At 69.5% G+C, this 7,019-nt stretch carries 7 protein-coding genes; all 7 read left to right on the top strand.

From position 1 onward, the window contains the following. The first annotated feature begins 108 nt into the window (after window positions 1–108). The 7 genes from ABZ664_RS37760 to rodA all read left to right on the top strand — a co-directional run bounded on the left by ABZ664_RS37760 (window position 109) and on the right by rodA (window position 7,008). The gene (locus tag ABZ664_RS37760) at window positions 109–339 is read left to right on the top strand and encodes a hypothetical protein (RefSeq protein WP_362521744.1); all 231 of its coding nucleotides are present in this window, start codon (window positions 109–111) and stop codon (window positions 337–339) included. 91 nt (window positions 340–430) lie between these two features. Beyond that, window positions 431–841, top strand: a complete 411-nt coding sequence (ndk, locus tag ABZ664_RS37755; RefSeq protein ID WP_362521742.1) for a nucleoside-diphosphate kinase — start codon at window positions 431–433, stop codon at window positions 839–841. A 192-nt stretch (window positions 842–1,033) separates the two neighbouring features. Next, complete coding sequence (locus ABZ664_RS37750) at window positions 1,034–2,065, top strand: rod shape-determining protein (protein WP_350945807.1); 1,032 nt, start codon at window positions 1,034–1,036, stop codon at window positions 2,063–2,065. Then, window positions 2,065–3,099 (top strand): rod shape-determining protein MreC, encoded by a 1,035-nt coding sequence (gene mreC / locus ABZ664_RS37745; protein ID WP_362521740.1) that lies wholly within the window; start codon window positions 2,065–2,067, stop codon window positions 3,097–3,099. The genes ABZ664_RS37750 and mreC overlap by 1 nt, the downstream gene beginning before the upstream one ends. Window positions 3,100–3,103: 4 nt before the next feature. Next, window positions 3,104–3,631 carry a rod shape-determining protein MreD gene (gene mreD / locus ABZ664_RS37740; RefSeq protein ID WP_362521738.1) on the top strand — a complete coding sequence of 176 codons (528 nt, stop codon included), beginning with the start codon at window positions 3,104–3,106 and terminating at the stop codon, window positions 3,629–3,631. A gap of 109 nt (window positions 3,632–3,740) precedes the next feature. After that, a complete protein-coding gene (gene mrdA / locus ABZ664_RS37735) occupies window positions 3,741–5,804 on the top strand; it encodes a penicillin-binding protein 2 (RefSeq protein ID WP_362521736.1) in 2,064 nt (687 codons plus the stop codon). 40 nt (window positions 5,805–5,844) lie between these two features. Further along, window positions 5,845–7,008 carry a rod shape-determining protein RodA gene (gene rodA, locus ABZ664_RS37730; RefSeq protein WP_362521734.1) on the top strand — a complete coding sequence of 388 codons (1,164 nt, stop codon included), beginning with the start codon at window positions 5,845–5,847 and terminating at the stop codon, window positions 7,006–7,008. Window positions 7,009–7,019: the final 11 nt, after the last annotated feature.

Genomic DNA, 7,019 nt, shown 5'->3' with positions numbered 1-7,019 from the left:
CGCACTTTCGTCGAAAGGTGCCCGAGTCGAACCGCTTACTCGAACCCGTCCTCGACTTCCGAGGCCGCACCGAGGCCGCAGGGCCGCCCGAATCCCGAGGCGGGACCTATGGCCGCGACCGGATCCAAGAGCGGGTCCGCGGCCGCCACCGGGGGAGGGCAGGGGGTGGGCAAGGGCGGCAGGCCCAGGCCCCGGCACGAGCCCGACCGTGTTCCCGAGCGTGATCCCGAGCCGGAGACGGAGGCCGAGCCGGAGAAGGTCGTCGCGCCGCCCGTGGTGGTGCCCCCGCCCGCGCCTTCGCCCGAGGACGGCCCGGGAAGTGGGCCGGCCCTCCAGTGACCTCGCCGACCACGGGTAATCGCGCGAAGGACGGTAAACTTCGCGCGATTACCGCAGTCCGCGACCCATACATGTTCAAAGGAGAACTCCAGTGTCCGAGCGCACCCTTGTCCTGATCAAGCCCGATGGTGTGGCGCGTGGTCTCATCGGCGATGTGATCGCCCGTGTCGAGCGCAAGGGGCTGAAGGTCGTGGCGCTGGAGCTGCGCACCCTGGACGTCGAGACCGCCAAGGTGCACTACGCAGAGCACTCCGAGCGGCCGTTCTTCGGCGAGCTGGTGGAGTTCATCACCTCCGGCCCGCTGGTCGCGCTGGTGCTTGAGGGGCCGCGGGCCATCGAGGCCTTCCGTGGTCTCGCGGGCCTCACCGACCCCGTCAAGTCCGCACCCGGCACCATCCGCGGCGACCACGCCCTGGAGATCGGCGAGAACGTCGTCCACGGCTCCGACTCTCCTGAGTCCGCCGCAAGGGAGATTAAGATCTTCTTCCCGGATCGCTTCTAGAACGCGCGCTTTCGTCGCGATTGTCGGGCCCCGCCGTCCTTGTGGACGGCGGGGCCCACCTTGTTCGGTTAACCCAAGATTTTGCTGCGGCAGGCCGCCTCATTGCGCTCAACGGTGGGTACGTCACGTTACGATTCGAGTGCGTTCCGTAGTTTTCGCCGACGACCTGACGGAAGGAGGCCGGCCTTCCTCATGGGCAGCAATCTTGCTTTTCTGGGCCGTGACATGGCGGTCGACCTCGGCACCGCGAACACCCTCGTGTATGTGCGGGGCCGCGGGATCGTGCTCAACGAGCCGTCCGTCGTAGCGATCAACACCGCGACGGGGAAGATCGTGGCTGTTGGTATCGAGGCCAAGCGGATGATAGGCCGCACTCCCGGCAACATCGTGGCCATCCGCCCGCTCAAGGACGGCGTCATCGCCGACTTCGACGTCACCGAGCGCATGCTGCGCTACTTCATCCAGCGGGTGCACAAGCGCCGCCACTTCGCCAAGCCGCGCATCATCATCGCCGTGCCGAGCGGGATCACCGGTGTCGAGCAGCGAGCGGTCAAGGAGGCCGGTTACCAGGCGGGTGCGCGCAGGGTCTACATCGTCGAGGAGCCCATGGCGGCCGCGATCGGCGCCGGGCTTCCCGTGCACGAGCCCACCGGCAACATGGTGATCGACATAGGCGGCGGGACCACCGAGGTGGCGATCATCTCGATGGGCGGTGTGGTCACCAGCCAGTCGATCAGGGTGGGCGGCGACGAGCTCGATCAGGCGATCATCACCTTCGCGAAGAAGGAGTACTCGCTGATGCTCGGTGAGCGCACCTCCGAGGAGATCAAGATGGCGATCGGTTCCGCGTGCACGCTCCCCGAGGAGAGCCACGCCGAGATCCGGGGCCGTGACCTGGTCAGCGGCCTGCCCAAGACGATCGTGGTCTCGGCCGCGGAGATCCGCAAGGCCATCGAGGAGCCGCTGAACGTGATCGTCGACGCGGTCAAGACCACGCTCGACAAGTGCCCGCCCGAGCTTTCCGGAGACCTGATGGACCGCGGGATCGCCCTCACCGGGGGCGGTGCGCTTCTCAAGGGCATGGACGAGCGGCTGAAGGCGGAGACGGGCATGCCGATTCACCTCGTCGACAACGCCCTCGACTCCGTCGCGCTCGGCTCGGGCAAGTGTGTCGAGGACTTCGACGCCCTGCAGCAGGTTCTGGTCCCCGAGCCGCGGCACTGATGAAGGACACCCGCAGAGCACGGGTCAATCTGGGGCTGCTGCTCGCCTCCGCACTCGTGCTCGTGACCATCGACCACCGTTCGGTCACGGAGTCGCCGTTCGGCCCGCTCAGGACGGTCGGCACGACGTTGTTCGGCGCCGCGGAGAGCGCGGGGGCGGGACTCGTACGACCGGTCGGCGAGTTCTTCGAGGCGATGGCCGAGGCTCCCTCGGCGCGGAGCCGGATCGAGAGGCTGCACGCGGAGAACCAGCGCCTCAGGCACGATCTGGCGACGCAGAGCCTCGACCGGGAGCGCTCCAGGGAGCTTCGCAAGCTGCTCGGTGTGGCGGGGACCGGCGGATACAAGATCCTGACCACCCAGGTGATCGCTCGGCGCGGCGCTCCCGGGTTCGAGGAGGCCGTCGAGCTCGACGTGGGGCGCGCCGACGGAGTGCGTCCGGAGATGACCGTTTTGAATGCCGATGGTTTGGTCGGCAGGGTGGTTCAGGTGGGCCCGTCCACCTCGACGGTGGTCCTGCTCAGTGACCCCGCCTCGGCGGCCGGGGCCAGGCTGGAGGGCAGCAACGAGATCGGGGTGGTGCACGGCGTGGGGGAGAACGGTCGCCTGGTCCGCTTCCGGCTGCTCGACTCGACCGCGCCGATCACCCCGGGTCATCGCATCGTGAGCTTTGGTTCCCAGCGCGGCGCACCGTATGTGGCGGGGGTGCCGATCGGGGTGGTGGAGCGGGTGGAGGCCACGCCGGGTGAGCTGACCCGCATCGCGTACGCGCGGCCGTCCGCGGATCTCACCTCGCTGGACGTGGTCGGGGTGGTGGTGCGGGCGCCTCAGCGCGACCCGCGTGACACGGTGCTTCCGCCGGCCCCGCGCAAGGCGAAGGTCTCGGCACCGGGACGATCCACGCCGCGCTCACCCGAGTCCGACGCCGAGTCCGGGCCCGGTTCCGAGGACGGCTCCGACTCCGAGGCCGACTCCACCTCTGAGTCCGGTCGGCGAGAGGCGGGGGTTCCCCGTCGCCGGCGAGAGGGGGCCTGAGGGGATGGGGCGCAACGCGATGTTCGTGGTGCTGCTTTTGGGGATCATGATCCTCCAGGTGACGGTCGTCAACAGGCTGCCGCTGCCGGGGCATGCCGCGCCGGATCTGGTGCTGCTCGCCGTGGTGGGGTACGCGCTGGCGCGCGGGGCCGCCGCGGGGGCCGTGATGGGCTTCGCCGCCGGCCTCGTCAGCGACCTGCTGCCGCCGGCGGCGCATCTGCTCGGGCACAACGCGCTTGTGTTCTGCCTCATCGGCTTCATGGCGGGACGGGCGGTGGAGAGCCGACCGGCCTCGGGGCCGCTCGCGGCGCTGGCCTGCGCGATCGCCGGTCCCGTGGTCGCTCTGGTGACCGGCGCCCTGGTGGGGGATCCGCGGGCCGGTGTGTCCATGCTCACGGCGGTGCTGCCACAGGCGATGATCTACAACCTGCTCGCCGCGTCCCCGGTGGTGTGGATGGTGCGGAGGGTTGTCAGGGGGCCGGAGCCGCGCCTCATCCAGATGCCCCGGTCGGCCATGCGGAGTCGTGCATGAGACCACGTACGCGGCATCGTGCGCGGTGGGGTTCCCGGTGCGTGCGCCGCGAGGGGTTCGGCGGGGCGTGGACAGGGGGTTTCCGCGAGGTGTGCGGGGAGGAGCGGTCATGGGCCTGATGCGGGGGCGCCTGGTCGTGGTGCAGGTGATCGTGGTGTCGATGCTGGCGTTGCTCGCGGTGCGGCTCTGGCAGGTGCAGGTGGTGCGCGGCAGGGAGTACGTGGAGGCCGCGACCGAGACGCGTACGCGTGATGTCGTCGTCCCCGCGGTGCGCGGACAGATCCTCGACGCGACGGGCCGTCCACTGGTGCGCAACCGGACCACCCTGGTGGTCTCGGTCGACCGCACGCGCCTGAACCGGATGACGGGCAACGGCGAGGAGGTGATCAAGAGGCTGGCCGCCGTGCTCGGCCGCCGTCCCGGCGAGTTGCGGGAGCGGATCAGGGCGTGCGGGCCCGGGGTCGCCCGTCCGTGCTGGCCGGGATCCCCGTACCAGCCGATCCCCATCGACGTCGACGTGACCACGCGCGAGGCCCTGCAGATCCTGGAGCGGCAGGAGGAGTTCCCCGGCGTCACGGCCGAGGTGCAGGCCGTGCGGGAGTATCCCCGCAAGGGCGCGGGCGCGCAGGCGCTCGGCTACCTGCAGCCGATCACGCAGGAGGAGCTGGACAGGCGCGACGGGCTCAGGGCGGCGTTCTCCGGGGTCGACCTGGTGGGCAGGGACGGCCTGGAGTCGGTCTACGACGTGCCGCTGCGCGGGACGCCCGGGATGAGGCGGGTGCAGGTCGACCGGCTCGGCAAGGTCATCGGGGTGGAGCGGCACGTGCCGCCGATCCCGGGCGACACGCTCATCACCAGCATCGACGCCAGGGTGCAGACCTTGGCGGAGAAGGCGCTGGCCGAGGCGATGAAGGGCGCGCCCAAGGCCGACGGGGCGGCGGCGGTGGTGCTGGACGCGAAGACCAGCCGGGTGATCGCGCTGGCCAGCGCGCCGACGTATGATCCGGCGGTTTGGAGCGGGGGCATCTCGGAGGCGGAGTACCAGCGGTTGCTGTCGGGCAAGACCGGCAAGCCACTGGTGTCGCGGGCGATCAAGGGCGAGTTCGCGCCCGGCTCGACGTTCAAGGTGTCGTCGGTGTCGGCGATGCTCAGGGACGGCTACCCACTGCACGGCAAGTACGACTGCCCGGGGTCCTACATGGTGGGTGACCGGCCGTTCAACAACTTCCGCGGCATCGGACTGGGCACCCTCGACCTGCACACGGCGCTGGTGAAGTCGTGCGACACGATCTTCTACCGGGCGGCGTACGAGCAGTGGCTGCGCGACGGCGGTCTCGATCCCAAGGGGAGGCCCAAGGAGCCGATGGCGAACATGGCGCGTGCCTACGGGTTCGGCCGCCCCACCGGCGTCGACCTGCCGGGCGAGTCGCCGGGCAGGATTCCCGACCGGGCATGGAAGAAGGCGCTCTGGGCGGTGACGAAGGAGGACAACTGCAGGCGGGCCAAGACCGGTTATCCGGAGGTGGCCAAGAGCAGCCCCAGCAGAGCGGCCTTCCTCAAGCGACTGGCGTACGAGAACTGCCTGGAGGGATTCCAGTGGCGGCCGGGTGACGCCGCCAACTTCTCCATCGGGCAGGGCGACGTGCTGGTGACGCCGCTGCAGCTGGCGGCGGCCTACGCGGCACTGGTCGGGGACGGCAAGTTGCGCAGTCCCAGGGTGGCCTGGGCGCTGGTGCGTCCCGACGGGACCAAGGTCAAGGAGATCAAGGTGCCGGTGGTGGGTAAGTTGCCGATCACGCGGGAGGAGCGGGACTACATCAAGGGGGCGTTGAGCGAGGTCGCCTCCGACGGCACCGCCGCCGGGGCCTTCGCGGGGTTCCCCATGGACAAGGTCAAGATTGGTGGGAAGACCGGCACCGCCGAGGTTTACGGCAAGGCCGACACGTCGTGGTTCGCCTCGTTCGCCCCGACGAACAACCCGCGGTTTGTGATCGTCGCCATGGTGTCCCAGGGCGGGATGGGCGGTCAGACCGCGGCTCCGGCGGTACGGAAGATCTACGAGGGCATCTACGGGTTCAAGCCTGACGGGAAACCCTCCTCCTCCATCCTGCCGGGCGGGCGTCCCGCGAGGGCGCTCCCGGTGATCGCCAAGGATGGGACGGTGTCGCGATGACACCCGCATCGGCGGCGGTGACGTCCGCGAGTGAGGCTGCGTGAGTCGGGCGGCGGCGCCGAGGACGTCCCTCACCGGCCGGACGGTGGCGGCGGTCTCCACGGTGGGCCGGATGGACGGGTTGATGCTGGTCGCCGTGGCCGCGCTCGCGGTGATCGGCACGATGCTCGTCTGGTCGTCGACAAGGACCTGGGCGCTCGGCTCCACCGGGCTGGTCAAAAAGCACATCCTCAACCTCGTCATCGGGGCCGTGCTGGCCGGCACGGCCGCGATGGTGGACCATCGGGCGCTGCGGATCTTCGCGCCGCTGATCTACGGGGTGACGTTGATCGGGTTGATCCTGGTGATCACACCGCTTGGCAGCACCGTGAACGGCGCCCACTCATGGATCATGCTGGGGGGCGGTTTCGCGTTCCAGCCCTCCGAGTTCGCCAAACTGGGTCTGGTGCTGATGCTCGCCATGCTGCTGGCCCAGCCGGTCAGGGGCACCGACCGGCCGCGCAGCTTCGATGTCGTGATCGCGCTGGTGGTGTCCTCCTTCACCATGGGCCTGGTGATGCTCCAGCCCGACCTGGGCACCACGATGGTCATCGGGGTGATCACGGCCGGCACGATGGTCGTGGCGGGGGTCCGCAAGCGCTGGATCGCCGGACTCACCCTCAGCGTGATCGGTGCGGGGGTGGCCGTGTGGCTCCTCGATGTCCTGGAGCCGTACCAGATCGCCCGGTTCACCGCGTTCCTCAACCCGGCCAGTGACCCGCGCGGCGTCGGCTACAACAGCACCCAGTCGCTGATCGCGATCGGATCGGGGGAGGTGTTCGGCAAGGGGTTGTTCGGGGGTGGCCAGACCACCGGCCGTTTCGTGCCCGAGCAGCACACCGACTTCGTCTTCACGGTGGCGGGGGAGGAGTTCGGTTTCCTCGGCTCGGTCACGGTGGTGGCGCTGATCGGGGTGATCCTGCTGCGGGGGGTGCGGATCGCGCGCGAGTGCGACGACCGGTTCGGCGCGCTGATGGCCGGTTCGATCGTGTGCTGGCTGGCCTTCCAGTCGTTCGTCAACATCGGGATGACGATCGGGATCATGCCGATCACCGGCCTTCCCTTGCCGTTCGTCTCCTACGGCGGTACCGCCACCTTCGCCAACATGATCGCCTTCGGGCTGCTCCAGGCGATCCATATGCGCAGGCAACCGTCGTTCAGGTGAGGAGTCCGGTG

The organism is Streptosporangium sp. NPDC006930 (genome assembly GCF_040635605.1).
Lineage (GTDB): Bacteria > Actinomycetota > Actinomycetes > Streptosporangiales > Streptosporangiaceae > Streptosporangium.
The sequence above is the reverse complement of the archived record's forward strand: the minus strand, read 5'-3'. Positions and strand labels throughout refer to the sequence as shown.